Origin of the sequence: Humisphaera borealis (assembly GCF_015169395.1) — a bacterium.
Classification (GTDB): Bacteria; Planctomycetota; Phycisphaerae; order Tepidisphaerales; family Tepidisphaeraceae; genus Humisphaera; species Humisphaera borealis.
Window position 1 is genome coordinate 5,420,043 of record NZ_CP063458.1, and the last position, 23,774, is coordinate 5,443,816.

22 protein-coding genes are annotated in these 23,774 nt (G+C 63.0%); 15 read left to right on the plus strand and 7 right to left on the minus strand.

What is annotated here, in order from left to right; all coding sequences use genetic code 11:
• The first annotated feature begins 52 nt into the window (after positions 1 to 52).
• The 3 genes from IPV69_RS20305 to IPV69_RS20315 all read left to right on the plus strand — a co-directional run bounded on the left by IPV69_RS20305 (position 53) and on the right by IPV69_RS20315 (position 3,019).
• Positions 53 to 682, plus strand: coding sequence for a hypothetical protein (locus IPV69_RS20305; RefSeq protein ID WP_206291548.1), 630 nt, complete (start codon positions 53 to 55; stop codon positions 680 to 682).
• Positions 683 to 751: 69 nt separating this feature from the next.
• Positions 752 to 1,654 carry a hypothetical protein gene (locus IPV69_RS20310; RefSeq protein ID WP_206291549.1) on the plus strand — a complete coding sequence of 301 codons (903 nt, stop codon included), beginning with the start codon at positions 752 to 754 and terminating at the stop codon, positions 1,652 to 1,654.
• Between the two features lie 120 nt (positions 1,655 to 1,774).
• Complete coding sequence (locus tag IPV69_RS20315; RefSeq protein WP_206291550.1) at positions 1,775 to 3,019, plus strand: polysaccharide pyruvyl transferase family protein; 1,245 nt, start codon at positions 1,775 to 1,777, stop codon at positions 3,017 to 3,019.
• 102 nt (positions 3,020 to 3,121) lie between these two features.
• Here the strand turns inward: IPV69_RS20315 and IPV69_RS20320 are convergent, their stop codons facing one another.
• Both IPV69_RS20320 and IPV69_RS20325 read right to left on the minus strand, forming a co-directional pair.
• Positions 3,122 to 5,491 (minus strand): C2 family cysteine protease, encoded by a 2,370-nt coding sequence (locus IPV69_RS20320; protein WP_206291551.1) that lies wholly within the window; start codon positions 5,489 to 5,491, stop codon positions 3,122 to 3,124.
• Positions 5,492 to 5,917: 426 nt separating this feature from the next.
• A complete protein-coding gene (locus IPV69_RS20325; protein WP_206291552.1) occupies positions 5,918 to 6,772 on the minus strand; it encodes a sugar phosphate isomerase/epimerase family protein in 855 nt (284 codons plus the stop codon).
• A 175-nt stretch (positions 6,773 to 6,947) separates the two neighbouring features.
• Between IPV69_RS20325 and IPV69_RS20330 the strand changes: the two genes are divergently transcribed.
• Positions 6,948 to 7,562, plus strand: coding sequence for an NUDIX hydrolase (locus tag IPV69_RS20330; protein WP_206291553.1), 615 nt, complete (start codon positions 6,948 to 6,950; stop codon positions 7,560 to 7,562).
• A gap of 135 nt (positions 7,563 to 7,697) precedes the next feature.
• Positions 7,698 to 8,975, plus strand: a complete 1,278-nt coding sequence (locus IPV69_RS20335) for a PQQ-binding-like beta-propeller repeat protein (protein ID WP_206291554.1) — start codon at positions 7,698 to 7,700, stop codon at positions 8,973 to 8,975.
• 120 nt (positions 8,976 to 9,095) lie between these two features.
• On the opposite strand, the gene IPV69_RS20340 is transcribed toward IPV69_RS20335, so the two are convergent.
• The gene (locus tag IPV69_RS20340) at positions 9,096 to 9,944 is read right to left on the minus strand and encodes a dienelactone hydrolase family protein (RefSeq protein WP_206291555.1); all 849 of its coding nucleotides are present in this window, start codon (positions 9,942 to 9,944) and stop codon (positions 9,096 to 9,098) included.
• A 167-nt stretch (positions 9,945 to 10,111) separates the two neighbouring features.
• On the opposite strand from IPV69_RS20340, the gene IPV69_RS20345 reads away from it, so the two are divergent.
• The 3 genes from IPV69_RS20345 to IPV69_RS20355 all read left to right on the plus strand — a co-directional run bounded on the left by IPV69_RS20345 (position 10,112) and on the right by IPV69_RS20355 (position 12,832).
• A complete protein-coding gene (locus tag IPV69_RS20345; RefSeq protein WP_206291556.1) occupies positions 10,112 to 10,705 on the plus strand; it encodes a hypothetical protein in 594 nt (197 codons plus the stop codon).
• A gap of 260 nt (positions 10,706 to 10,965) precedes the next feature.
• The gene (locus IPV69_RS20350; RefSeq protein ID WP_206291557.1) at positions 10,966 to 11,964 is read left to right on the plus strand and encodes a diacylglycerol/lipid kinase family protein; all 999 of its coding nucleotides are present in this window, start codon (positions 10,966 to 10,968) and stop codon (positions 11,962 to 11,964) included.
• Between the two features lie 10 nt (positions 11,965 to 11,974).
• Positions 11,975 to 12,832 (plus strand): metallophosphoesterase family protein, encoded by an 858-nt coding sequence (locus IPV69_RS20355; RefSeq protein WP_206291558.1) that lies wholly within the window; start codon positions 11,975 to 11,977, stop codon positions 12,830 to 12,832.
• Between the two features lie 60 nt (positions 12,833 to 12,892).
• On the opposite strand, the gene IPV69_RS20360 is transcribed toward IPV69_RS20355, so the two are convergent.
• Positions 12,893 to 13,546 (minus strand): hypothetical protein, encoded by a 654-nt coding sequence (locus IPV69_RS20360; protein WP_206291559.1) that lies wholly within the window; start codon positions 13,544 to 13,546, stop codon positions 12,893 to 12,895.
• 89 nt (positions 13,547 to 13,635) lie between these two features.
• On the opposite strand from IPV69_RS20360, the gene IPV69_RS20365 reads away from it, so the two are divergent.
• The 7 genes from IPV69_RS20365 (at position 13,636) to ychF (ending at position 20,907) form a co-directional block, all read left to right on the plus strand.
• Positions 13,636 to 15,261: a B12-binding domain-containing radical SAM protein gene (locus IPV69_RS20365; protein ID WP_206291560.1), complete on the plus strand. Its 1,626-nt coding sequence runs from the start codon at positions 13,636 to 13,638 to the stop codon at positions 15,259 to 15,261.
• A 168-nt stretch (positions 15,262 to 15,429) separates the two neighbouring features.
• Positions 15,430 to 15,690, plus strand: a complete 261-nt coding sequence (locus IPV69_RS20370; protein ID WP_206291561.1) for a 50S ribosomal protein L27 — start codon at positions 15,430 to 15,432, stop codon at positions 15,688 to 15,690.
• 152 nt (positions 15,691 to 15,842) lie between these two features.
• The gene (obgE, locus tag IPV69_RS20375) at positions 15,843 to 16,880 is read left to right on the plus strand and encodes a GTPase ObgE (protein ID WP_206291562.1); all 1,038 of its coding nucleotides are present in this window, start codon (positions 15,843 to 15,845) and stop codon (positions 16,878 to 16,880) included.
• A gap of 13 nt (positions 16,881 to 16,893) precedes the next feature.
• A complete protein-coding gene (locus tag IPV69_RS20380; protein WP_206291563.1) occupies positions 16,894 to 17,346 on the plus strand; it encodes a hypothetical protein in 453 nt (150 codons plus the stop codon).
• 72 nt (positions 17,347 to 17,418) lie between these two features.
• Positions 17,419 to 17,994 (plus strand): DUF1802 family protein, encoded by a 576-nt coding sequence (locus tag IPV69_RS20385; RefSeq protein ID WP_206291564.1) that lies wholly within the window; start codon positions 17,419 to 17,421, stop codon positions 17,992 to 17,994.
• Between the two features lie 165 nt (positions 17,995 to 18,159).
• Complete coding sequence (locus tag IPV69_RS20390; protein ID WP_206291565.1) at positions 18,160 to 19,647, plus strand: DUF1501 domain-containing protein; 1,488 nt, start codon at positions 18,160 to 18,162, stop codon at positions 19,645 to 19,647.
• Between the two features lie 159 nt (positions 19,648 to 19,806).
• The gene (gene ychF, locus IPV69_RS20395) at positions 19,807 to 20,907 is read left to right on the plus strand and encodes a redox-regulated ATPase YchF (protein WP_390884423.1); all 1,101 of its coding nucleotides are present in this window, start codon (positions 19,807 to 19,809) and stop codon (positions 20,905 to 20,907) included.
• 154 nt (positions 20,908 to 21,061) lie between these two features.
• Here the strand turns inward: ychF and IPV69_RS20400 are convergent, their stop codons facing one another.
• The 3 genes from IPV69_RS20400 to IPV69_RS20410 all read right to left on the minus strand — a co-directional run bounded on the left by IPV69_RS20400 (position 21,062) and on the right by IPV69_RS20410 (position 23,659).
• On the minus strand, positions 21,062 to 21,799 hold the full coding sequence (locus tag IPV69_RS20400; RefSeq protein WP_206291567.1) for a glucosamine-6-phosphate deaminase: 738 nt from the start codon (positions 21,797 to 21,799) through the stop codon (positions 21,062 to 21,064).
• Positions 21,800 to 21,917: 118 nt separating this feature from the next.
• Positions 21,918 to 22,484, minus strand: a complete 567-nt coding sequence (gene rfbC / locus IPV69_RS20405; protein ID WP_206291568.1) for a dTDP-4-dehydrorhamnose 3,5-epimerase — start codon at positions 22,482 to 22,484, stop codon at positions 21,918 to 21,920.
• 236 nt (positions 22,485 to 22,720) lie between these two features.
• The gene (locus IPV69_RS20410; protein ID WP_206291569.1) at positions 22,721 to 23,659 is read right to left on the minus strand and encodes an alpha/beta hydrolase-fold protein; all 939 of its coding nucleotides are present in this window, start codon (positions 23,657 to 23,659) and stop codon (positions 22,721 to 22,723) included.
• Positions 23,660 to 23,774 lie beyond the last annotated feature (115 nt).

The window sequence follows — 23,774 nt, forward strand, 5'->3', positions numbered from 1 at the left end:
ATGGCCACGACTCTGGCGACGCCATCGGCATGGCATGATTATGATGCCGGCCATGCTCGGCTCAGACCTGGACCCGATTGATCCCGCAAAGGACACCCCTCGCGCGCGAGCGGAGCGAAACGCCCGGCTGAACGCCGCGGGGTGGGGCATCTTCTTTATCCCGGTGTTCGGCTTCATCCTGCTGTTCGTGATCTACCCGGGGTTCGTCGCGGTGGTCGCCGGCACGATCTTGATTATGTCCGAGGTGGTGGACGCGTGGAGACCTTCGATGGTCAACGACAACACCGACTTTGCGATCATCCTTTCCCCGGCGGTCATCCTTGGCTTTATCGCGATTCGCCTCGAACAGCGCCTCGGTGCCCGTTCCGGCGTCTATCGTTTTCTACGGCACCTGGTGCGGGTGGTCATGCTGGGGGCGGTGGTGAACTGGGGTGCGCGGACGGAAATGGGGCTGCCGGAAGCGTTCGACCCGCTCACGCTTGTCGCCGACGTGCTATCCCGGCCCAAGCTCGCGCTGATCACGATCATTCCGATGCTGCTATACCACCTGATCCTGATCAAATGGCAGCAGGTGCGCGAGTTCTGGCATGGCGTTTTGAGGTTCTTCTATCTTCGGTCGACGTCACTGGGCGAATCATACGGAAGCCGAAACATGTTCGGTTTTGAGAAGGTCGCGGAATAGGGTGCGGCAAGCTCAGCAATTGTCGGGGGATGATGATTCCTCTAGGGTAGCGGCAACCCAAGGATAAACATGCACCCCCGATCTCTCGGATTGGCCGTATTCTTCGCAGTCATCTCCGGCTGCGATGACGGTAAGTCCGTCGCCGCAGCTCCCGATGCCAAGCCGCCCGTCGCCGCGGCACCCGCGGCAGTGGCGACGGCGACGGTGGCCGTCCCTGGAACCGCCTCCGGGCGAATCACGCGGCCCGACGGCAAGCCGATCGGGATCGATGGCGTGAAATACAAGATGGTCGTCAATGGCAACGCCGGCTCGGGGAACGCCATCGCGTACAACCCCAAGCCCAATCCCGACGGCACCTGGAGCACCAAGCTCGCCGAAGGCATCTATCACGAGCCGCGCGGAACCATGTCGGTCAAGTTCGACGGGGGCCTGTACACCTACGACCTCTATCCGACCGCCGAGCCCGGCGATACCGAATCGGCAAAGGGACTTGCGGCTGACTTTCAATGGCGGATCAGCGGCCCGATCAAGCAGTACGAAGACAAGGCCGATCCCAGCAATGCCACCCACTGGTACGGCGCTTCGTGCAGGCTCAACTGGAATCCGATCTACGGCATTGGCGAAGGCAAGCAGGGGGTTCACACGGTCGTCGACAAGACGAAGTTCGTTTTCACAGCCAAGCCGCAGGGAAAGCTGATCGACGGCAGTGACGGCAAGCCGTTGACCTGGACCCTAGAATGGGGCGCGTCCGACTTCAAGCCGAGCCTGCTACATGACCTTCCACCGGCGGTCGGTGGATGGCGCGTGAGTGGTACCGAGATCACGCCCGATGGGAAGCAACGGCCGCTCACTATTCGACTCAGCGGCGTGAGCGACAAGTTTCTAGCCGAGGTGGATGTGAAGGTGGAGGCCGATCAGTACGGCGGGCCGATCGTCGGGCCGATTCTGATCTTCACGCGCGCCGCGCCCTAATGCACCGCAGCCGGGCAAGGGAGGCCCTTTCCGGCAGGAGAGCCCGGGCGTTCTCTGTCTCTCCCATTCGCCGTATGATTTGGCCGAGTACGCGACGTTTTTGTTCAGGGAGAGATACGAATGAATCGCCGACAGTTCCTTCAGGCGGGTCTGGCTTTGGCCGCGTTTCCGTATGTCGCGCCGCATGTCGCGCATGCGCAATCGGCCAGCCCGCGAAAGCGCATCCTGCTGCGGTCGAGCTGGCAGACGGTCAACATCGGCGACATCGCTCATACGCCGGGCATGCTTCGGCTGCTCGAGCAGCATCTGCCGGACTGCCAGATCACGCTTTGGCCAAGCAGTGTCGAGAACGGCGTCGATGAGATGCTTCGCCGTCGGTTCCCGAAACTGCAAATCCTGGCCAAAGACGCCGCCGCCAAGGCCGAGGCGTTCAAGACGCATGATTTTCTGCTGCACGGTTCGGGACCGTCGATCGTCGGGCAGGCGAGCATCGTCGAATGGGCAGAGAAGACCGGCAAGCCGTATGGCATCGGCGGGGTGACGTGGACGCATTCCGACGCCGGACTGAAGGTGATCAACGGCGCGAAATTCGCCTTCTTCCGCGACTCGGTCTCGCTCGGCGTCGCAAAGGAGCACAAGTCGACCTGCCCCATCCTGGAATTCGGCCCCGACGCCACCTTCGCCTGCGACCTTGTGAACGATGCCCCCGCGGCGGCCTGGCTCAAAGAGGTTGGGCTGGAAGACGGCAAGTTCATGTGCTGCATTCCGAAGCTGCGGAACTCGCCATACTGGGAAATCAAGAAAGGCGTCGCCAAGGACGAGAAGAAGCACGCCCGCAACGAAGCGATGAAGGAGCACGACATTGGCCCGCTGCGCGACGCTGTGACGGCGGTGGTCACGCAGACGAACATGAAGGTGCTCCTCTGCCCCGAAGACGCCAGCCAGATGAAGCTCAACAAGGAAATGATCTACGACAAGCTGTCGGACGACGTGAAGAAGAAGGTCGTCTGGCGCGAGCAGTACTGGCTGACGGACTTTGCCCAGAGCGTCTACACCCGCTCGGCCGGCCTGTTCGGCAACGAACAGCACAGCCCGATCATGTGCATCGGCCACGGCGTCCCCGCGATCGTCTGCCGCTACAAGGAACAGACGAGCAAGGGCTTCATGTGGAAGGACATCGGCCTGTCGGAATGGCTGTTCGACCACGACCTGGACGAAGCCCACAAGGGCCTGACGCCGGCCGTACTGGCGATCGCCAACGACCAGCCCACCGCCCGGGCCAAGGCCGCCAAGGCGAAAGCAGTCGCGGATGATCGTATGAAGCGGATGATGGACGTGCTGAAGGACGAACTGGGGAAACTCTGAAGCAAGAAAGGTTAGCCGCGACGCGTAGCGGAGCGCGGACGCGAAGCGTAACGCATCGCCCGCGCTCCGCTCCGCGTCGCGGCTAACCGTTTGCGGAGTTCTCTAGAACTGACCGAACGATCCGCCGTTCACGACGGTGCCGGAGATTGCGACGGGTGCCCAGCCGGTTTCGCCCTCGGTGGTTTCCCAGCCGTTGACGGGGTAGACCCGCACAATATAGGTGCCCGACTCCAGGCCGGTGAACGTGTACTGGCCCGCGGCGTCGGTATAGACGTACGGATCGCCGCTCACGTAGTGGCCGTTGTTGCCCAGGTCGAGATAGACGATCCAGTTCAGCAGTCCTGCCTCGGACGGACCGCGGGTGAAGCTTGCGTCCGCGTCATCGTAAACGAAGCCCGTCAGAGTGCCCGATGCAAAGACTTCGCCGAAGGGACTGAACTCGGTGTTCTCGCCAGCGGTGACCGTGCCGACCCAGCCGAAGTTTACGCCGGCGGGCTGCGTCTGCGTCCAACCGGACTCCTGAACGACGCGGACGGTATAGGTGCCAGGCTGAAGGTCCCCGAAGATGTATTCACCGTTAACGTCGGTCAGCGTGGAGGCCTCGCCGGTGTCGAGCGTTCCGTCATTGTCGGCATCAAGGTAGACGGTCCAGCCTGTGGAGCCGACTTCACTGCTGTCGAGTGTTCCGTTGGCGTTCTCGTCTTCGTAGACAATACCACTGAGACTGCCAAGGTTTTCGGCGACGTTGGTCGCCGGGCTGAGCTGGGTGAGATTGGTAAGGTTGTTGCTGAGCTTGAGTTTGTAGTTGCCGGTATCAGCCGTTCCGCCGGCGAAGACGCCGATCTCGTAGGTTGTCCCTGCCACAGCGGAGAATCGAACGAACGCGGTATTGGCGCTCAAGGCATTCTCGTCCGTGCTGATGACATTGAGCTCGCCACTTTCATAAACTTCTGCGACCAGGAGTTGCGGCACAAAGGCCGTCGTGTCGACCAGCACACTCGCTTCGCCGGTGGTGGTGGCGGTAAAGGTAAAGACGTCGAAATTGTCGCCGCCGTCGGTCTGGAAGGAATCCACACCAAGCCGCTCGGCAATACCGTCGGTGATGGTGGGGGTCGGCGTGGGTTCGGGCTCGGGTGTCGGGTCGATCGTTGTCTGCACGATCGGGACAGTGCCGAACGACAGGCAGCCCATGGATTGCAGTGCGAGGTCACCGTTGACCGTAATGTGGCCGCCACTGCCGTCATTCGGATTGCCGCGGGTATTGGTCGCCCAGGGATTGCGCAGGGACAACGTGTTGTTGGCAACGTCGGCCGAGATGATGGAATACATGTGGCCGGTAAACAGGCCGGAGGGAAGTGGTTGTTCCGAGGTCCAGTTTCGCGGGTTGCTCGTGCCGAATTCCAGTGTTTGCCCCTGTTGCAGCCGTGCGGCGATGTCGGCGACCAGTTGCGGTGCAGTGCGGTACTGCGACGGACCGATATCACCGGCATCGGTGCTGCCGAAGCCTTTAAGGGGCTCAGAGCTGTAGCCCAGATCGATCCCGTCGTAGCTACCGGGATTGTTGCTGCTGGGGCGATAGAAGCAGAACGCCTTCTCCAGCAATGCGACCCAGATCGCGCCGCTGGCCGGCTGGCGGGCGAAGATCAGGTTGCCGGAGGCGTTGACCGGAAGTTTCGCGTCGATCTGCTGTGTGTATTCCTGCCCATTCAGCATGAACCTGACGACATAGTTGCTGTTGGCCTGCGGGATGATCGACTGCGCGATGAGGCCGGGGTTGGTCCGGGCGATGTTGGAGATGACCGCCATGAAGTAGCAGTCGCCGATACCGCCTTGGATGACGTCGTCGCCCTGCGGCCCGGTGGGGGACCAGAGCGGGCTGCCGGAGAAATCGCTGTATTGAAAGAACCCCGACTCGGCGGCCAGCTGAGGGCTGATCGCAGGCTCTGCAATGGCACCGGTCGCCCCGAACGCGGCCGAGAACTTCGACTGGTACACCGGCTGCTGCGGCGCGACGACCGTTTCGTCCGGCTTGATGCCGGCGACCGCCAGCGTGAATCCGTCGGTCGGCTTGATGTTGTACTTTTTGACCTTCGCCGCACCGTAGCCGTCTTGCTGTGAGCGATACCCGTGCGAGACATCGACATAGTAAACGCCGGCGTCGAGGCGCTGCTCGACCTTGAGTGTTGCCGCCTTCCCGCTGGTCCAGCCTTCGCTGATCGGCGTGCCGTCGGCAAACAGGACCTTCAGTTCATCCTGCTGCTTCAGCTTTGAAAGGGTCAGCTTGAGGTTGATCGGTTCCGTAACCGTCACCTTGTACAGTTCATCGGTGGCATCAACGCCCACCGTTCCCTTGGCCGTCGCCTTGGACTTAACGTGAAACGATCCCAGATCGGTCGCGGCGTCGGTAAAACTTCCGCCAACGATTGCCCCGAAGTCGATGATGTCGGCGCTCAGCAGGCACCTCGACTCCATGCTCTCGATGCACGGAGTGATACCGCCTCCGAAACTGCTGGGATCTGAACCCTGAACCTGAAAACCCAATGAAGACCAGAGGCCTGTAAACATAGCCCGATTCCCGCGAAAAAGATGACAACTCGAATACGGCGTGAAAAAACGTACAACCCCACCGCGATACCAAGCTTCCCGCAAACGGCCTACAACCTGCTTCGTACCCGGCAGCCCGATACACCTGTGTAGACAGGACTCGGCAATCTGTTGAACGTTTGTGGGCGCGTAGCGGAATTGGGGCGTGTAGCCGCCATGTTGGTCGGCGACGAGCGCGGGGAGGCGGGGCGTCTGCAGGTGCCAGTACCACCGCCACCGGTATGACGGAGGGCTGGTACCGACCGTAGGCCTGACTCGCCGACGATCCGGTCGCCGGCGAGTCCACTTTCCGACCTAAGCCGTCATTTTCCGCAGATTATCCAGGCACTTCTTCACCGTCGTGATCGGCGTCTTGCTGGTTTCGTGTTCGATGATGTACCACTCGGTCCCGCCCACCGTCTGGTAGGCTTCGAGCAGCGGTTTCCAGTCGATTTTGCCTTCGCCGATCGCGGCTTCGGGGCCGCCGCCGAACTCTTTGATGTGGGTGGACTTGGTCTGCCCGGGGTACTTTTTGATCATCGCCAGCGGGTCGCCGCCGCCGCCGAGGGTATTGCCGGTGTCGATCTGATGGATGACATCCTTGCCGGCGTTGTCGTAGAAGATTTCCCACGAGGTCTTGTCGCCGAACTTCTTGAAGTCACCGCCGTGGGCGTGGTAGCCGACGAACATGCCGTGCTCTTTCAGCTTCGCGGCGATCTCGGTGAACCGCTTTCCGAGATTGGCCCAGCCTTCGGCATCCTTGGCCGACAAGCTGGGGCAGATCAGGAACGAGTTGCCCAGTTCCTTGTGCAGATCCACCGTTGATTTCAGCGCGTCGCCCTGGAGGGTGATCAGTGGCGTGTGCGTCCCGCAGCATTTCAGTCCGCTGTCGTCGAGCAGTTTCCGAAGTTCCTTCGGCTTCTTGTCCCACGCGTAATAGCCGGCAAACTCGATCCCTTCGTAGCCCATCTTGCCCACCTGCTGAATCACGCCATTGAAGTCGGTCTTGAGTTCATTCCGCAGCGAGTAGAGCTCCAGTGCGATGGGGATCTTTTTCTTCGGTGCGTCGGCGGCGCTCGCCAGGGACGGCAGCACACCGGCCAAGGCAAGTCCGGTGGCGGCAAAGGCGGAGCGACGCAGGATGTCACGGCGGGAGAGCGTGGCGTTCATTTGAGGTTCCTGAATTAGTCGGGTCACAATGTGTGGGTGGCTGTCTGGCGATATCGCGGTAACCCCGCGATGTTGACCACCGGTAACAATGTCCGGTTAACATGCGGCGGCAGACGCTGTCGGCGGTCCACCTCTGGCCCGCCACGGAGAAAACCTACACGCCCGGTCGATTCCTATGGCTGACACCACGCTTTTCGAAGGCAAGTTCATCTCTGTTGTTAAGACCGGCAACTGGGAGTTCGTTCGGCGGCGCAACCTGTCGGGGATTGTCGGCATCGTCGCCGTGACGGCCGACGACAAGCTGATCCTGATCGAGCAGTTCCGCCCGCCGGTGGGAAAGTTTGTCATCGAGCTGCCGGCCGGGCTGGCGGGAGACATCGCCGGGAGCGAGTCGGAAGACCTGTCCGTCGCCGCCCGGCGGGAACTGCTGGAAGAGACGGGGTACGAGGCCAAAACCATGAAGCTGCTGGGCGCGGGTGCCGCCTCGGCGGGGTTGAGCGACGAAATCATCACCATGTTCCTCGCCAAGGGCCTGAAGAAGACCGGCACCGGCGAAGGGGACGGGCATGAACAGATCACCACCCATGAGATACCGCTCGTCAGAGTCGAAGCCTGGCTGAAGAAACAGGTGAAGGCCGGCAAGCTGATCGACCTGAAGGTGTACGGCGGATTGCACTTTGCCAACGCGGGGCGGAAACCTTCTACCGCACCGGCCGCCAACGCCGGTCCGCGGGCCACGGTAAGCAAGTCCAAGGGGGCATCGCGGAAGAAGACGGTTCGCAAGCGATGAATGACTGCGCGAAACCCGGCGCTGTTGTGGTGCAGCCGTCCGGCTGCATTGCAGGCGGGACGCCTGCACCACAATCGCTGGGTTCCGCACCGTCATCCAGCATGACGTCGCGGCACGTCAAACGAGGAGATATCTATGATGACGTCCATTTCCGTTCGCCGACTGATCCTGTCGGGATCGATCGCATTCGGCCTGTACCACTCGGCCCAAGCCGCCGACTGGACCATGTTCCGTGGCCCGACGCGGGACGGCGTCGTCCCCGCTGGCGAGAAAGCGCCGGCGGAATGGTCTGCGAGCAAGAACGTCAAGTGGAAGACCGCGCTGCCCCGTCCGGGCAATGCCAGCCCGGTCGTCGTCGGCGGGAAGGTGTTCCTGACGCTCGCGCTGGACGACAAAGGCACGCAGCGGAGCCTTTCCTGCTTTGATCGCACGGACGGCAAGCAGTTGTGGATCAAAACCGTCATCTACGATACGCCCGAGAAAACCCACGGCACCAATCCGTACTGCGCCGCATCGCCGGCGGCGGACAAAGACGTGGTGATCGCCTGGCACGCGTCGGCAGGGCTCGTCTGTTACGACCACGACGGCAAGGAACTCTGGAAGCGCGACCTGGGGCCCATCCGCCACATCTGGGGCTGGGCGGGGTCGCCGGTCATCCACGGCGATGTGGTGTTCCTGAACGCCGGCCCCGGCGATCGGCAGTTCGTTTGCGCGATCGACAAGAAGACCGGTGCCACACTCTGGCAGACGGAAGAACCCGGCGGCGCCGAAGACAAGAGCCCGGTCACCAACGGCTGGCTGGGTTCGTGGGGTTCACCGCGGGTGGTGGATGTCGCCGGCAAGGAGCAGGTGTGGGTCTTCCAGTCCGGCGGCGTGAAGAGCTATGACCCCAGGACCGGCAAAATACTCTGGACGGTCGAGGGTGCCGGGCCGCTGGCGTACAGCGACGTGTATGTGGCGCCAGCCGCCGCGGACGGCAGCCGGCTGGGCTTGGCGATCGCTGGTTATGGCGGGGCGGGGATCGGTTTCAAGGTGACGGCCGACGGCGCGAAGCGCACCTGGCAGAACAAGGACAAGCACCCGCAGCGCATCGGCACCGGCGTCATCCTCGGCAACCGGGTGATCGTGCCGAATGAGCCCTACATCGGCTGCTACGACCTGGAAACCGGCAAGGAAGTCTGGCGACAGCAGTTCCAGGGCGCGCGGTTCTGGGGCAGCATCATCCAGCTCGGCGACAGGCTGTACGTCACCAGCCAGCAGGGCACGACCTACGTCTTCGCAGCGGACCCGACGGCGTACAAGGAAATCGCACAGAACCCGCTCGGCGAGGCCAGCAATTCAACCCCAGCCGTCAGCGACGGGCAGATGTTTCTGCGCACCGCGAAGCATTTGTGGTGCGTGGAGCAGAAGTAGGCAGTAAGCAGTACGCCGAGAAGACAAGCGAAGACTAAAGACGAAGAACGGCCGACGGGAAGCACCCGTCGGCCGTTCTTCAACCTGTGTCGTCACTGCGTACTGCTGACTGCGTACCGCCTACTTCTTCTCCGTATTTTCCCGAATAAACGCCACCGTCGCCGGCCAGGCTTCCTGGGTGGCTTTGAGGTTCGCGCCGTTCTGGCCGTCCTGCTGGCGGAGGAAGCCGTGACCGGCACCGGTGTACTTCTTGACGATGTACGTCTTGCCCGCCTTCTTGGCGGCTTCCTCGGCGGCGGGGATGGTGGCGTTCACGCGGGCGTCGTTTTCGCCGTAGTTGCCGAATACGGGGGCCTTCACCTTCTCCACCTGGTCGGCGGGCGGATTGGTGCCGTAGTAGACGACGGCGGCATTGAGCTCGGGCTGCGCCGCGGCGTAGTTGAAACTCTGGCCGCCGCCCCAGCAGAAGCCGACGGTCGCCGTCTTGCCGTTGGACGCGGGCAGCTTCATGCCGTAGGCACGGACCGCGTCGAGTTGCTTGACCACCAGTTCGGGCTTGAGACCTCGAATCGCCTGAACGACGCCGTCGCGGCTATCGAACCCGTCGGTGCCTTTGCCGTCTTTGCCCATGCCGGTAATCAGGTCGGGTGCGATCGCAATAAAGCCGTCGGCGGCCAACTGATCGGCGACGGACTTGATCCAGTCCGACAGCCCGTAGATCTCATGAATAACGATAACGACCGGCGCCTTCTCCTTCTTTTCCGGGTAGACGACGTACGACCGCAGTGCCTTGGACCCGGCCAGCTCGACATCGACGTATTCGCCATGCCGCGGCGATTTCTCAAGGCGTGCCTTGGCGTCGGCTTCGCCGGGCGGCAGGGGGTCGGCGGCGAGTACGGGCGAAGCACCCATTGCCAGCAGCGGCAACAGGGCAAGCAATCGGCGGTGCAGGGATGTGTTCCAGCGCATCGGTCCTCCGGTCGGGTAGATTCCGCAGAATTGAACTGGCCGGTCGGCGACAATCGTCCGAACGACCGCTCGCATGAACGCGTTTGAGTGCGCATGCGATGCCGAATCATGCGACGGTGCTCAATCGGCCGTCAAGCGTCAAAACCTTCAGGATCGTGGACCTTCATATGCCCCGAATCATCGACTACCCGATCGTCGCCCGGCAGATGTCAGACCAGGGGCTGGTCTGCCTGTATCCCAACAGCGGGGCGTTCGGCTACGCGAAAGAGACACCCGTTCACGCCGTCGGCTGGGTGGCCGGCGACGACCCGACCATTCGGCCGGCAGCCCGCGCACTGACGACCGTCGTCGCACCGCCGGCCGAGGCGACGCTGGCGCGTCTCGCCGCCACGGCCTGGCACGACCTGCTGCCGGGCCCGGTATGGGTGCTGCCCAAGGCGCACTGGGCGTACGAACTGGACTTCGGCAGCGCAGCGTGGATGCCGGGACTTCTACAGAATGTCGGGTTGGACGACACAGCGCTTTCGCCACGACATGACGGAACGGCAATCGAGTTCACCGTCGACGAGACACCCGCGTTTGTCACGCTCGTCGAAGGCTTGCTGACACACCTTCTGGGGAGTGATTTCCAGCTCTGCTTTCCCGCGCGCGATGTCGTCTGCACCGTTCACCATCACAAGCAGCTCTGGTGGATGTCGCGCGATGAGGGAATTGTCGATCGGCTGAAAAAGCTGGTGGGAACTTCGACAGGCGCACAATAGCACGGCCCTGCGGTCGGCGACTGATTGGGTGCAGGAATGAACGCCGAGACGCCGAGACGCTAAGAGTTGCCGTACCTTGGGCGTCCTTGGCGACTCGGCGTCTTGGCGTCCATCTCATCTTCGAAGGCATCCTGGGTCGCCTGGCACCCCTCCGTGTCTCCGTGTCTCCGTGGTGATTCTTCCGCCGCCCCGGACGCATTGCACCTCGATCGAACTTCGTGCGTTCCCGAAACCGCATGTCGTTGGATACGCTCCGCCCGATGCCGCAGCAACGTGTATTGATCCTTCTGAACAGCAAGAGCGGAACGCTCGCCAACTCGGCGACGCACGACGAGCCCGAGCGCATTCGCCGGGGTTTCGCATCGGCCGGCCTCGATGCCGACGTGCAAGACGCCGATCCGGCCAACGCCAAGCGGCAGATCCAGTCGGCACGAGAGTCGGGGTTCTCGGCGGTCGTCGTGGGCGGCGGCGACGGCACCATTAACGCGATCGCCAATGCCGTCGCCGATACCCACCGCGACGGGAAGCCCGAACTGGTCTTCGCCGTCCTGCCGCTGGGGACGCACAACCACTTCGCCAAGGAAATGGGCGTTCCCGACGATCTTGAGTCGGCGGTGCCACGCATCGCCCGCGCCGTTGCCGACAACACGGCCGAGCCGCTGGACATGGCCGAGATCAACGGGACGCTCCTGCTGAACTTCTCCGGCATCGGGCTTCACCCCGAGCTGGTGGAAAGCCGCGACAGGGAACACAAACAGATCCGCAAGATCCCCTTCGTCAGCACGCTGCTGCGCAAGTTCACCAAGCCGCTATCGATGGCTGTCGCGTTCGCCCGGTCGATCGGGGAGATCCGGCTGCTGCGGCTGGGCATCGATGCCGACGGCAAACGCAGGACGGTCATCTCGCCGGCGGTCGTGATCGGGAACAATGTGCACCAGATGGAGGTCTTTGGCGTGTCCGGGATGTCGGTGTGCAGGCGCGACGCCCTCAATGCGTATATTGCGCGGGTGAAAAGGCCGATCGCGCTGGTGCGGCTTCTGATCGCGGCCGCAACGGGGAGCCTGGCGAAGATGCGAGAGTTTGAGTGTGTGTCCGGCAAAGCCTTGACGATCCACTATCGCCGACCGACGCTCAAGGTATCGGTCGATGGCGAGGTGATGAAGTTCAAGACGCCGCTCCGCTACCGGATTCGAAAGAACGCCCTGAAGGTCGTGCAGCTGTCCGAAGTGGCCGCTTCGGCTGCGACGGCTGTCGCCTGAGATTCGACGTATGCGAACGATCGCCCATATTTCCGACCTGCATTTCGGGCGGCTCGACGCGCCTGTCGCCGAAGGGCTGATCGCCGATCTGGCCGGTCGCAAGCCCGATCTGCTCGTCGTCAGCGGCGATCTGACGCAGCGGGCCCGCCGGCGGCAATATGCCGACGCGATGGCGTTCCTGAAGCGGCTGCCGTCGCCGCAACTGGTGGTACCGGGGAACCACGACATTCCGATGTTCAACATGGCGGCTCGGTTTTTCACCCCGGTTCGCAAATACCGGCAGATGGTGACCAGAGACCTTCGGCCCGTGTACGAAGACGAGCAGATGCTGGTGATCGGCCTGAACTCGGCCCGGTCGTTCACGCGCATCAGCGGTTGGCTGAACCGGGAGCAGATGGCGTTCGCCGAGGCGCGGTTCGCGGCGGCGAAAGGTAAGTTCAAGGTGCTGGTGACGCACCATCCGTTCTTCCCGCCACCACGCCGGCCCGACGCCAATGTAATTCGCGGCGGCGAGAAGTACCTGGCCGCACTGAGCGCCGTCGAGGTCGATCTGGTGCTCTCGGGGCACCTTCACCTGGCGTATCACGACGACCTGCGGTCGCACTTCAAGGCATCGCGGCGGGGCGTGCTGTCGATCCAGGCCGGCACCGCCACCAGCACTCGCCGGCGCGGCGAGCCCAACGCGTATAACTGGATCACGGTCAGTCCGCAGCTATGCACAGTCGCCGTGCGAGCCTGGGCGGGGAAGGCGTTCGAAGAATCGCTGGTCACTCGATACGAAAGCGACGAGAGCGGCTGGCACAAAATCCAGCAAGTGCCGATCGACCAGGTCGGGGCGGAAGTGATGTCAGATGTGAACAAGCAATAGAGAGGTTTCGGGGCATCTGTGCCCGCGGGATTGCTTTGGGTGGGGATACTTTGCCCGGGATTATTTTGCAGCCGGCAAGTGCGACAGCACCTGCTGCGCGATCGCGATCATGCGGTTGAACTCGATGCCATCGAAGGGGCGGCAGGAAAAGTCCAGGATCATGTAGCGACCCAGCAGCAGAAGCCCGATATCGGCCGGGAGCAGCCCGCGCACGCGGGAGTCGGCCAGGTGCTTACCGGTGGTACGGTGATCGGTGTGAATGACGAACCGGTGCGATCCAAAGCGCGCCGCCTGGCTCGGCAGCGACAGGATGTCGGACAGTGAGGTCGCCGCCGCCGCCGGACGCAGCGCGATCGCCGGCCAGTCCGATTCAACCGGCCAGACAAGGACATTGAACCGGTGAGACGGCATGGCGGCAGGGTCGTCTGCGACGGTCGCCTTCGCCGGTGAATCGACACTGAACTCGACAACAGTCGCTTTCGAACTGACCAGGCAGTTCCGAATGCGAACGCCAGTGCCAAACCGCTCGAACGGGCGCGGCGGGCGGAGCTTGGCCAGCGGATTGAAATAGAACCCGGTCGCCTGAGCCCACTCGGCCAGCGCCACCGCGCGTCGGGCCGACGTCTCGCGCCAAACCAGTGCAAAGTAAGTGCAGCCGGCGATCGCGAGCAACAGCAGGAGAATGAAAACCACCAGCGCGGACGGGCCGGCCATGGTCAGTCGTTCGGCGAGGGTTAATGCAGAAGAAAACCGCACAGTGTTGAGGAAAACTATATCATCTGCGGACGCGAAGCGCGATTTCCATGCCCGACATCGTCCTCACCACCCTCAACGCCCGCTACGCCCACTCGGCGTTCGGGCTGCGCTACCTGATGGCCAACCTCGGCCACCTTCAGGATCGCGCCGCGATCGCCGAGTTCGACATCAGCCAGCGGCCGGTGGACGTGCTGGAGGCGATCCTGGCCCGGTCGCCGCGGATCGTCGGCGTCGGGGTCTACATCTGGAACATCGAGCAGACGACCCGCCTTGTCGCCGACCTTAAACGCGTCCGTCCGGACATCACCGTCATCCTCGGCGGACCGGAAGTCAGCTACGAGACCGAAGAGCAGGAGATCGTCCGAACGGCCGACTACGTCATTACCGGAGAGGCCGATCTGCGATTTGCATCGGTCTGCGAGAGCATCCTCGCCGGCACGCCGCCGAGCGAGAAGGTGATCGCATCGGCTCTGCCGCAGTTCGAGCACAAGCCGACCCGAAGTCTTCTTAACGTGGCCGTCGCTGAACTGGATCGGACGTCAGAGGCGTCCGCCGTCGCGCTTCCCTACGACCTCTATACCGATGAAGACATCAAGCAACGGGTGATCTACGTCGAAGCCTCTCGCGGCTGTCCGTTCAAGTGCGAGTTCTGCCTGTCATCGCTCGATGTGCCGGTTCGGAATGTGCCGACCGATGCATTTTTGGCCTCCATGCAGCGGCTCTTGGATCGCGGCGTGCGGCAGTTCAAGTTCGTCGACCGCACGTTCAACCTGAACCTGAACATCAGCCGGGCGATTCTCGATTTCTTCCGTGAACGGTACACGCCGGGGCTCTTCCTGCACTTCGAAATGATCCCCGACCGGCTGCCCGAGGCATTGCGAGCGCCGATCGCGGCGTTTCCGCCGGGCGTGTTGCAGTTCGAAGTGGGTATTCAGAGCTTCAATGAAGAAATCTGCGACCGCATCAGCCGGCGTCAGGACGCGGCCAAGGTGGAGCAGAACCTCCGATGGCTTCGGGCCGAGACGGGGGTTCACGTTCACGCCGACCTGATCGTGGGCCTGCCGGGGGAAGACCTGGCGAGTTTCGGGCGCGGGTTCGATCGGCTGGTCGATCTGGGGCCGCAGGAAATCCAGGTCGGCATTCTCAAACGGCTTCGCGGCACGCCCATCGTCCGGCACGACGGGCCCTTCGGCATGGTTTATAGCCCGCACGCGCCGTACGAAATCCTTCAGACCGGCGCGATCGGCTTTGCCGATATGCAACGCATGCGGCGGTTCGCGCGGTTCTGGGACCTGGTCGCCAACAGCGGCAACTTTGCCGGCACCACGCCCATGCTGTGGGAAGGCGGATCGGCGTTCCAGGCGTTTCTGCGGCTCAGCGACTGGCTGTTCGAGCGGCTTGGCCGGAACCATGCAATCGCCCTGGGCGCGCTGGCCGAGCGGCTGTTCGAGTACCTGACTGAGAGCCTGGGGCGAGACCGCAAGACCGTCGCCGAGGCCCTGTGGGAAGACGTCCGGCAGGGGGGCCGGCGCGATGGGCCGGACTTCCTTCGACCGTTCGTGTCCGAGGCGTCGCTGGCCCAGGGCAGGCGGACGGTGACGGCAAAGTCGCTGCCGGCACGACAGGAGCGGCATCTGGCTCGCGAGTTGAAGCGAGAGACCCCGGCAACTTAGTCGGGCCAAGCGGCTGGAAAGGTGCCCGGGAATCTGCAGCGGTATCGGAGGCCACTTTTGGACGACCAGCGTCCCTTGCAATTTCCACGCCATTCCGCTAGCATTCTCGACCCGCTCGACCGAGGGCGGGTTGTCCGTTTGAACTCTTACTGCTGTCAGGAATTTGTCATGGCTCATAAGAAAGGCGGCGGCTCTTCCAAGAACGGCCGCGACTCCAACCCGCAGTACCGTGGCGTCAAGGCTTACGGTGGTCAGTTCGTCACCGCCGGCTCGATCATCGTTCGGCAGTGCGGCAGCGTCTTCGCTCCGGGTTTCAACACCAAGAGCGCCAAAGACTGGACCATCTTCGCGCTTAAGGACGGCACCGTCGAGTTCCAGGGCCGTAAGGTCCATGTCCGCGTCGAAGAAAACGCCGTCGCGACGGTTTGACGCCTTCGGCGTCGGTAACCAGAAGCGAGTAGCGAGAAGCCAGAAGGTCGCCAGCAGGCTTAGAATGGCCTGCGAGCAACCGTCTGGCTTCCTTGTTTTGCGTTTACTTCCAACTTCCGGCTCCTGACTCCCGACTTCTCCCCCTCAATCCCATGTTTGTCGACGAAGCCAAAATCAAGGTCAAAGCAGGCGACGGCGGCAACGGGTGCGTCTCGTTCCGCCGTGAAAAGTACATCCCCAAAGGCGGACCCGACGGCGGCGATGGCGGCAACGGCGGCTCGATCATCTTCGTCGCCGACATCCACAAGGACACCCTTCTCGACTTCTCCGGCCAGCACCACTGGGACGCCGAACGCGGCCAGTCGGGCATGGGCAAGAAGATGTACGGCCGGGGCGGCAAAGATCTGATCATCCGTGTCCCCGCCGGCACCCTGATCTTCGACCTCGACCACGGCATCCTGCTGGCCGACATGGACACGCCCGATAAACAGGTCGTCATCGCCAAGGGCGGCAAAGGCGGGCAGGGCAACTTCCACTTTCGATCGAGCACCAACCAGGCCCCGCGCTACGCCGAGCCCGGCACGATCGGCGAAGAGCGCAACCTCCGGCTGGAACTGAAGCTCATCGCCGACGTCGGGCTGGTGGGCATGCCCAATGCCGGCAAAAGCACGCTGCTGCGGGCGATCTCCGCCGCCCGGCCGAAGGTGGCCGACTACCCGTTCACCACGCTCGATCCACAGCTCGGCATCGTGGACATGGGCCAGGACCGCCGGCTGGTCTTCGCCGACATCCCCGGCCTGATCGAAGGCGCCCAGCACGGCGCCGGGCTCGGTCATGCGTTTCTGCGGCACATCGAGCGGACGAAGGTGATCGTGCACATGCTCGATCTGTACCCGTCCGACGGATCGAACCCCGCCGACAACTACCGGACGATCAGGCGTGAACTCGAAGCGTTCAGCCCCAAGCTTGCCGAGAAGCGCGAACTGATCGCCGCCAACAAGCTGGACCTGGCGACCGACAACGAGGCGATCGACAAGCTCCGATCCGACCTGTCGGACAAGACGGTCTACGCGATCTCCGGCGCGTCGCACATGGGGTGTGAGAACCTGCTGGAAGCGATCTGGAAGATCCTCCAAGAGAAGAAGCAGGCCGAGGCACCGGCGGGGCCGGCATGGCATCCGGTGGCGTGATAGAATCATCACCATGCCTCCGACCATCTTTCTTGGTCGCGTTTATCGCCATTCAATAGCCGACCTCCTGCGCCTCGCAGGGATCGCGGCCACTGCACTTTCGGCTCTGATCTTCCTCGGACCGAACTGGACCGTCCATTACACCTGGGTTCATCGCACGGAAGAGAGTGCCGTCGCACGACGCGAATGGCATAGGTCCGTTTACATCGGTGTCGATCGGTCTGAGTTCAGCGAGCATTCGCGAACTTCGGTGAAATCTCCGGATGGTTTGCTTGTTCCTTTTTCACGTCTGGGTGGCGTGCACAAAGTTCCGCTTTTTGCATTGAACTGTGCGTGGTTGAAGTTCGTCGTTCTGGGATCGGTGGTCTGCTGGCCGATCGGGATTCATTTGCAAGCACGTATCAAGCGTCGAGGTTTTGAAGTGCACCCAGGAAGCTTGCGCGGAAGCTCGTGTCTGCCGCTTTGAACTGTCCACTTGGCAAGGCAATCAATCAACCAAGGCATTCAACCAAGTCGCCAACTGAGCTACGATTCGCCAATGCTTCCCCCCTCGCTCCATACCGGCCTGAAAGAATGGAAACTCCTCACCGACGCCCTGGCGTCGGGTCGCCAGATCATGCTGCTGCGCAAGGGCGGCATCATTGAAACCGCCGGCGAGTTCGAACTGGAAAGCCGACACTTCGTCTTCTTTCCGACCTACATCCACCAGAACATGGCGATGGTGAAGCCCGGCGATCAGGCCGGGTTTGAGAGCCATGCCGTCGAGCCGAAGAAGGTGACGCTTGCGATCGCCGGGGAAGTGACGGATATCGTTCCCGTCGCCCACCGGTCGCAGGTCGATAAGCTGGAAAACGAGCACGTCTGGACCCCGCCGCTGATCGATATGCGATTCAGCTACAAACCCGAGAATCCGCTGTATATCGTATTGGTGCGGGCGTATCGGCTGGCGACACCGGTGACGGTCGTTAACTCGCCGGCCTATGCTGGTTGCAAGAGCTGGGTGCCGCTAATCGAGCCGGTCAATACGGCAGGCGCCACGCCGGCGCTCGATGAGCGTGACTACGCCGCCAAACGAGACCGGATTTTGTCGGTAGTTGGTACTGGACTGCGGTAGACGAGACGTGCCCGATCTCTGTAGGGTCCCGCCTTGGCGGATGCCTAGGCGCGATCACGCCTACGCGTCCGCCAAGGCGGACCCTACGTCAGCTTCGCCAGCGCATAGGCCACCGACCCCATGGGTGTTACCGTGCCCATGCCACAAGACAGAGGCATCTTCCCTATGAACCTCCACGACCAAGCAATCAACCTCGAAACTCGCCGGCAGTTCTTCGGTCGCGGGGCCAAGGGCCTCGGCGTTGCCGCGCTGGCCACGCTGCTGGGCGAATCCGCCGTCCGCGGGGCGACCGCCGGCGAGCAGCCGCATGCGGGCAACTTCGGCGTCTCCGGCATTCCATCGCTGCCGCACCTGGCGCCCAAGGCTAAGCGGTGCATTTACCTGCACATGGTCGGCGCTCCGCCGCAACTGGATCTGTTCGACTACAAGCCCAAGATGGTCGATTGGTTCGATAAGGACCTTCCCGCCGAGATCCGCCAGGGCCAGCGGCTGACGACCATGACCAGCGGCCAGGCGCGGTTTCCCATCGCCCCGACCGTCTTCAAGTTTGCCCGTCACGGCAAGCATGGCGCGTGGATCAGCGAGCTTCTCCCCCACACCGCCCGCATGGCCGACGACATCTGCATCATCAAGTCGATGCACACCGAGGCAATCAATCACGAGCCGGCGATCACCTTCATGCAGTCTGGGTCGCAGATCGCGGGCAAGCCGTGCATGGGGTCGTGGCTGGCCTACGGCCTGGGCAGCGAGAACCGCAACCTGCCGACGTTCGTCGTGCTGAACGCCAATCATTCCGACCCGCGCGCGAATGTGCAGGCGATTGGTGCCAAGCTCTGGAGCAGCGGTTTCCTGTCGGCCGAGTACGCCGGCGTCAATCTCCGCAGCGTCGGCGACCCGGTGCTGTACATCAAGGATCCCGCCGGCGTCGATCGAAACACCCGCCGGCGGATGCTCGACGGGCTGTCAGCCCTTAATCAGGCGAAGTACGAACAGCTCGGCGACCCCGAAACACAAACCCGCATTCAGCAGTACGAGATGGCCTTCCGCATGCAGGCCAGCGTGCCTGAACTGACCAATATCGCCTCCGAATCGGCCGCCACCTACGAGATGTACGGCGAAGAGGCGAAGAAGCCGGGCACATTCGCCAACACCGCGCTGCTGGCCCGCCGGCTGGTCGAGCGGGGCGTGCGGTTCGTACAGATCTACCACCGCGGCTGGGACGTCCACGGCTCCTTGCCGCAAGTGCTGCCGAGCCAGTGCAAAGACATCGACCAGGCCGCCTGGGCCCTGGTGCAGGACCTCAAGAGCCGGGGCATGCTTGAAGACACGCTGGTCATCTGGGGCGGCGAGTTCGGGCGGACGATCTACTCGCAGGGCAAGCTCACCAAAGACACCTACGGCCGCGACCATCACCCACGCTGCTTCAGTCTCTGGATGGCCGGCGGCGGCATCAAGGGCGGCCAGGTCTACGGCGACACCGACGAGTTCTCTTACAACATCACCGAAAACCCCGTCCATCTCCGCGACTGGCACGCGACGATCATGCAGCTCTTCGGCATCGATCACGAACGGTTCACGGTCAAGTACCAGGGACTCGATCAGCGCCTGACGGGGGTGGAGAAGGCGAAGATCGTCAAGGCGATCCTTGCCTGAGCGGAATGACGAATGACGAAATGCGAATGGCGAGTGAAGCCTAAATAACCAATGACGAATCGTTGCGTAGCGCGATTGAAACATTGAGTATTCGAGCTTCATTCGTCATTCGCATTTCGTCATTCGCCATTCTCCCCCTATATTCCTCGCCCTATGGCATTGGAAGTCGGAATCGTCGGTCTGCCGAACGTCGGCAAGAGCACCATCTTTAACGCCCTCACCGCCGCCGGTGCGCTGGCGGCGAATTACCCGTTCGCCACCATCGAGCCCAACGTCGGCGTGGTGGACGTGCCGGACCCCCGGCTGAAGGTCATTCACGGGTTCATCAAGACCGACAAGGTCATCCCCGCCGCGCTGCGCGTGGTCGATATCGCCGGCATCGTGAAAGGCGCGAGCACCGGCGAAGGGTTGGGCAACAAGTTCCTGTCGCACATCCGCGAGGTCGACGCCATTCTGCACGTGGTGCGGTGCTTCGTGAATGAAGACATCATGCACGTGGACGGCAAGGTCGATCCGATCGGCGACATCGAAACTATCGATACCGAGCTTGCACTGGCCGACATGGAAACTGTCGGCAGCGCGCTCGATCGGGCGGAGCGGACGGCCCGCTCCGGCGACAAGGAATCGATCGCCCGCGCCGAAGTGCTTAAAAAGTGCAAAGCGCCGCTCGAAGCCGGCCTACCCGTGCGATCGCTCGACCTGAACGCCGACGAGCGCAAGCTCGTCCGCAGCTTAGGTCTGATCACGGCCAAGAAGGTGCTGTACGTCGCCAACGTGGACGAGGCCGACATGCACGGCACCGGCCCGCTGGTGCAGGTCGTCCGCGACCGCGCGGCGAAGGAAGGCGGCACCGTCGTCCCCGTCTGCGGCAAGCTGGAAAGCGAACTGGCCGAGCTCGGCGGCGATGACCAGAAGGAAATGCTGCAGAGCATGGGCCTGGAAGAGCCCGCCCTGGCCACCCTCGCCCGCGAGGCCTACAAGCTGCTCGGCTATCACAGCTACTTCACCGCCGGCGAAATTGAAATCCGCGCGTGGGATATTCCCGTCGGCTGGACCGCCCCGCAGGCCGCCGGCCGCATCCACGGCGACCTGGAAAAGAGCTTCATCAAGGCCGAGGTTTACACCGTCGAAGACCTGGTGAAGCACAAGACCGAGAAGGCGATCAAGGAAGCCGGGCGGCTGCGACTGGAAGGCAAGGAATACATCATGAAGGACGGCGATATCGTCCACTTCCAGGCGGGCTTGGCGGGGAAGAAGTAGGCCGGTTACCGACCAGACGCCAAGCAGACGAAACAGCCCTGGTGCCACGGGTCGCCGGTACTCCGGAGACCCGTGCGCTATCGTGCCGTCGGCACGGGTCTCCGGAGTACCGGCGACCCGTGGCACCATTATCCCCTGCCGGACTTCAATCCGATCACTTCAGCAAACGTCCCGACTCGGCATCCAGAAACAACGTGCAGTTCGGGTGCTCCTGCAATGCCGACGCAGGGACGTCCGGCGAAACCGGGCCTTCCATCGCGGCGGCGACGGCATCGGCCTTTCTGGCATCGGGCACGCTGCAGACGATCGCGTCGGCCGACAGGATCTGGCGGATCGACATCGAGATCGCCTGCTTCGGCACTGCCGACAGCTTGGGGAACCAGCCTTCGCCGAGTTGCTGCCGGCGGCAGGCCTCATCGAGTTCGACGACGTGGTAGGGCGCTTCGGTCTCAAAGTCCGCCGGCGGGTCGTTGAACGCCAGGTGGCCGTTCTCGCCGATGCCGCAGAACAGCACATCGATCCGCCGATCGGCGATCAAACCCGACAGCCGGGCACATTCGGCGGCGGGGTCGGCGTCGCCCTGGATCGGATGAAACGCCAGCGGCGGAACCGGCAGTCGGCTGATGAAACGCTCGGCGAGATACCGTCGAAACGACGCCGGATGGGTTGCGGGCAGGCCGACATACTCGTCGAGGTGAAGGACTTCGACCTTCGCCCAGTCGATGTCCGGCTCGGCGACCAGCGCTTCGTACATCTCAAACTGAGACGCGCCGGTGGCAACGACGATCGTCGCGTTGCCATTCGCCGCCAGTGCCTCGCGCAGCAGGAATGCCCCCTGGCTGGCGGCACGACGGCCGAGATCCTGCTTGGTCTTGCTGATCCAGATTTTCATGTTGTGTAGCCGTCGAGCTTGCTCGCCGCGTTTTCCCCAACGTGTGCAGACGCTGCGAGCAAGCTCGCTCGCTACACGGGCAGGTTTCACCACCGGCAAGACTCACCAGCGGCAAATCTCACCATGCGACGGGGTTGGCCTTGTAGGTGGCGAACGCCATCCCCTTTTCGTCACGAGCGCTGATCGTCGGCTTGCCGCCGGGCAGTTCGGCCAGCGGCCAGGCAACAGCCAGTTCCGCGTCGTCCCACTTGATGCCCCCTTCGCCGGGCGGGTTGTAGGGGTTGGTCACCTTGTAGAGCACGTCGGCCGACTCCGTGCCGAGCACACAAAAGCCGTGGGCGAAGCCTGGCGGAATCCAGAGGAGTTTGCCGTTCATGTCGCTCAGCTCGACGCCGTAATGCTGACCGTAGGTTTTGCTGCCGGCGCGGACATCCACGGCGACATCCCAGATCCGCCCGCGAATACATCCGACGAGCTTTCCCTGGGGCGGCGTGTGCTGGTAGTGCAGCCCGCGGAGAACGCCGGGGGCCGAGCGCGAATGGTTGTCCTGTGCGAAGTGCGTCGGCAGGCCTGCTTCGGCGAAGCGCGCTTCGTGAAAGCGCTCGACGAAGAACCCGCGGGCATCGCCGAAGAGCTTGAGCTCGACCAGGACCAGGCCTTGGATTTCCAGATGGGTGAACTTCATGCGGCTGTCTCAAATCAGTGGAAGGCGGGCGAATCCGTTGCGCCCGGAACGCGGGAAGATATAGCCGGAAGCAAAGGCTTTGTCGCGGTGCGCCGCGACGAACGTTGACACTTCCCGCAGGGGGCGCCTTGGCGGTCGCCTGGGTCACATGTAGGGTCCGCCTTGGCGGACGCGAACACGCGACCGGGACAATTTCGGGAAAGCGCGCGAGCCCAACGCGTCCGCCAAGGCGGACCCTACGGGAGCTTTGCCAGCGCATCGACCACCGGCCGTACCCAGCCGGTGTTCCAGTGGTGCTTCACGCGAAGGTCGTTGTTGAAGACGTGTTTGATCTTCAGCCGGTCCAGTTCGACGTGGAAGGTTGCGGTGTGCGGGCGGTCTTTGAAGCGGGCGGGCGGGTTCGGGCCGAACGAGTCTTCGCCGGCGATCACCAGCCGGGTGCGGGTCTGAAAGTCGGGGTCGGCGTTTTCGATCAACCGCAGGGGGCGGTATTCGGAGAAGACTTCCTTCGTGCCGAAGTGGTCTGCCGTCCCGAACAGGCCCAAGTCACGGTCTTCCATCATCAGCGGGGCATCCCACGCACCGGCGCAGCCGAACACCTTCGGGTTGCGAAGGATCAACGACATCGCGCCGAAGCCCGATTTGCTGAAGCCGACCAGCAGCCGCCCGTTGGCATCACCGGGGGTGACGTACAGCGATTCGATCGCCGGCACGACGGCGTTCAGCAGGTAGGCCTCGTGGCGAATGCCGGCGTCTTTGGCATGACGTCCGAACCAGGGGAGCGTGTCGAACGTGGGGTACACGCAGATCAGGTTGTGCCGGTCGTGGATCTGCGTCTTGATCGCCTCGGCGACCGGATCGCCCCATCGGGTGCCGAGGCCGGCCTCCACCGGAAGCATGTAGAGCACGCGCGTCGGCTTACCGGCGTCGTGCTTCGCCGGCAACAGGATGCGCACGGGGTTCTGCGCCTGTCGCAGCCAGGGGCTCTCGATCACGCACTGCAGCACCGGCCCGCCGGCGAGCGGCGTCGGCTTCTCGACGATGCGGAACGGTGCCGGCCCGGCGCTCGTCGGGCTCGAAGCATCCGCAGCGAACAGACGCTCAGAGCACGGCAAGAGGATGCCGCCTGTTGCCGATGCACAGAGACGCAGAAATCGCCTTCGATGGGTGTTCATGACGCTGCCTCTAAAGCGGTTCTGACGACGGTGTATCGGGATGGCGCATTTGTGGTGCGGGCTTCAGCCTGCACATTCGGGTGCGGGTGCAGGCTGAAGCCCGCACCACAACAAG

Coding starts and splice junctions, on each gene's coding strand:
- IPV69_RS20390 (WP_206291565.1), top strand. CDS start 18,160: ATGAACCTCCACGACCAAGCAATCAACCTCGAAACTCGCCGGCAGTTC.
- IPV69_RS20345 (WP_206291556.1), top strand. CDS start 10,112: ATGCCCCGAATCATCGACTACCCGATCGTCGCCCGGCAGATGTCAGAC.
- IPV69_RS20310 (WP_206291549.1), top strand. CDS start 752: ATGCACCCCCGATCTCTCGGATTGGCCGTATTCTTCGCAGTCATCTCC.
- IPV69_RS20330 (WP_206291553.1), top strand. CDS start 6,948: ATGGCTGACACCACGCTTTTCGAAGGCAAGTTCATCTCTGTTGTTAAG.
- IPV69_RS20365 (WP_206291560.1), top strand. CDS start 13,636: ATGCCCGACATCGTCCTCACCACCCTCAACGCCCGCTACGCCCACTCG.
- IPV69_RS20315 (WP_206291550.1), top strand. CDS start 1,775: ATGAATCGCCGACAGTTCCTTCAGGCGGGTCTGGCTTTGGCCGCGTTT.
- IPV69_RS20355 (WP_206291558.1), top strand. CDS start 11,975: ATGCGAACGATCGCCCATATTTCCGACCTGCATTTCGGGCGGCTCGAC.
- IPV69_RS20350 (WP_206291557.1), top strand. CDS start 10,966: ATGCCGCAGCAACGTGTATTGATCCTTCTGAACAGCAAGAGCGGAACG.
- IPV69_RS20380 (WP_206291563.1), top strand. CDS start 16,894: ATGCCTCCGACCATCTTTCTTGGTCGCGTTTATCGCCATTCAATAGCC.
- obgE (WP_206291562.1), top strand. CDS start 15,843: ATGTTTGTCGACGAAGCCAAAATCAAGGTCAAAGCAGGCGACGGCGGC.
- IPV69_RS20400 (WP_206291567.1), bottom strand. CDS start 21,799: ATGAAAATCTGGATCAGCAAGACCAAGCAGGATCTCGGCCGTCGTGCC.
- IPV69_RS20335 (WP_206291554.1), top strand. CDS start 7,698: ATGATGACGTCCATTTCCGTTCGCCGACTGATCCTGTCGGGATCGATC.
- IPV69_RS20325 (WP_206291552.1), bottom strand. CDS start 6,772: ATGAACGCCACGCTCTCCCGCCGTGACATCCTGCGTCGCTCCGCCTTT.
- IPV69_RS20305 (WP_206291548.1), top strand. CDS start 53: ATGCTCGGCTCAGACCTGGACCCGATTGATCCCGCAAAGGACACCCCT.
- IPV69_RS20385 (WP_206291564.1), top strand. CDS start 17,419: ATGCTTCCCCCCTCGCTCCATACCGGCCTGAAAGAATGGAAACTCCTC.
- IPV69_RS20410 (WP_206291569.1), bottom strand. CDS start 23,659: ATGAACACCCATCGAAGGCGATTTCTGCGTCTCTGTGCATCGGCAACA.
- IPV69_RS20360 (WP_206291559.1), bottom strand. CDS start 13,546: ATGGCCGGCCCGTCCGCGCTGGTGGTTTTCATTCTCCTGCTGTTGCTC.
- IPV69_RS20340 (WP_206291555.1), bottom strand. CDS start 9,944: ATGCGCTGGAACACATCCCTGCACCGCCGATTGCTTGCCCTGTTGCCG.
- IPV69_RS20320 (WP_206291551.1), bottom strand. CDS start 5,491: ATGGAGTCGAGGTGCCTGCTGAGCGCCGACATCATCGACTTCGGGGCA.
- rfbC (WP_206291568.1), bottom strand. CDS start 22,484: ATGAAGTTCACCCATCTGGAAATCCAAGGCCTGGTCCTGGTCGAGCTC.
- IPV69_RS20370 (WP_206291561.1), top strand. CDS start 15,430: ATGGCTCATAAGAAAGGCGGCGGCTCTTCCAAGAACGGCCGCGACTCC.